Origin of the sequence: Promicromonospora kroppenstedtii DSM 19349 (assembly GCF_000515355.1) — a bacterium.
Taxonomy (GTDB): Bacteria; Actinomycetota; Actinomycetes; order Actinomycetales; family Cellulomonadaceae; genus Promicromonospora; species Promicromonospora kroppenstedtii.
In genome coordinates this window covers 133,895-134,628 of record NZ_KI911634.1, presented here as the reverse complement: position 1 = coordinate 134,628, position 734 = coordinate 133,895, and the positions used below count along the sequence as shown (strand labels likewise).

Here is a 734-nt window from a genome sequence, read left to right as displayed (position 1 = left end):
GGCGGCCGCGACCAACGCCGCACCACCGGCACGTTCGGCGGGCTCGCCGCGGACGAGGTCGCCGGCGTCGGTCCGCGCCGCGATGTCGCGAGCCGCGCGGGAGGCGAAGACGATGCCCTCCAGCAACGAGTTGGACGCGAGCCGGTTGGCGCCGTGCACGCCGGTGCAGGCGACCTCGCCCACCGCGTACAGCCCGTCCACCGAGGAGCGGCCGTCGAGGTCGGTCACCACGCCGCCCGAGTGGTAGTGCTGGGCGGGCGCCACGGGCACGGGCTCCTCGGACCAGTCGATGCCGGCCTCCAGCAGCCGCGCGTTGATCGTCGGGAACCGGGTGCGCAGGAACTCCCGGCCCAGGCGGCGGGCGTCGAGCAGCACGTTGTCGGCTCCGGTGGCGGCGAGCTGCCGCACGATCGCGTGCGCGACGACGTCCCGCGGCGCGAGCTCGGCCATCTCGTGCACGCCCGGCATGAAGCGGTGCCCGTTGACGTCGAGCAGCAGCGCGCCCTCGCCCCGCACGGCCTCCGAGATGAGCGGGAGCTGCCCCTTGGCGCCGGAGCCGAGCCACAGCACCGTCGGGTGGAACTGGACGAACTCCAGGTCGCCCAGCACCGCGCCGGCCCGGAGCGCCGCGGCGATGCCGTCGCCCGTGGCGCCGGCCGGGTTGGTGGACGACCGGAACACCTGCCCGATCCCGCCCGTGGCCAGCACGACGGCGGGGGCCAGCACGGCGCCGA

The 734-nt window shown here is 76.2% G+C and carries 1 protein-coding gene; it reads right to left on the bottom strand.

Annotated features, from left to right (window positions below; translation table 11 throughout):
- The coding region (locus PROKR_RS34185) for an FAD-binding protein (protein WP_036961104.1) at positions 1 to 734 on the bottom strand (734 nt) is incomplete at both ends.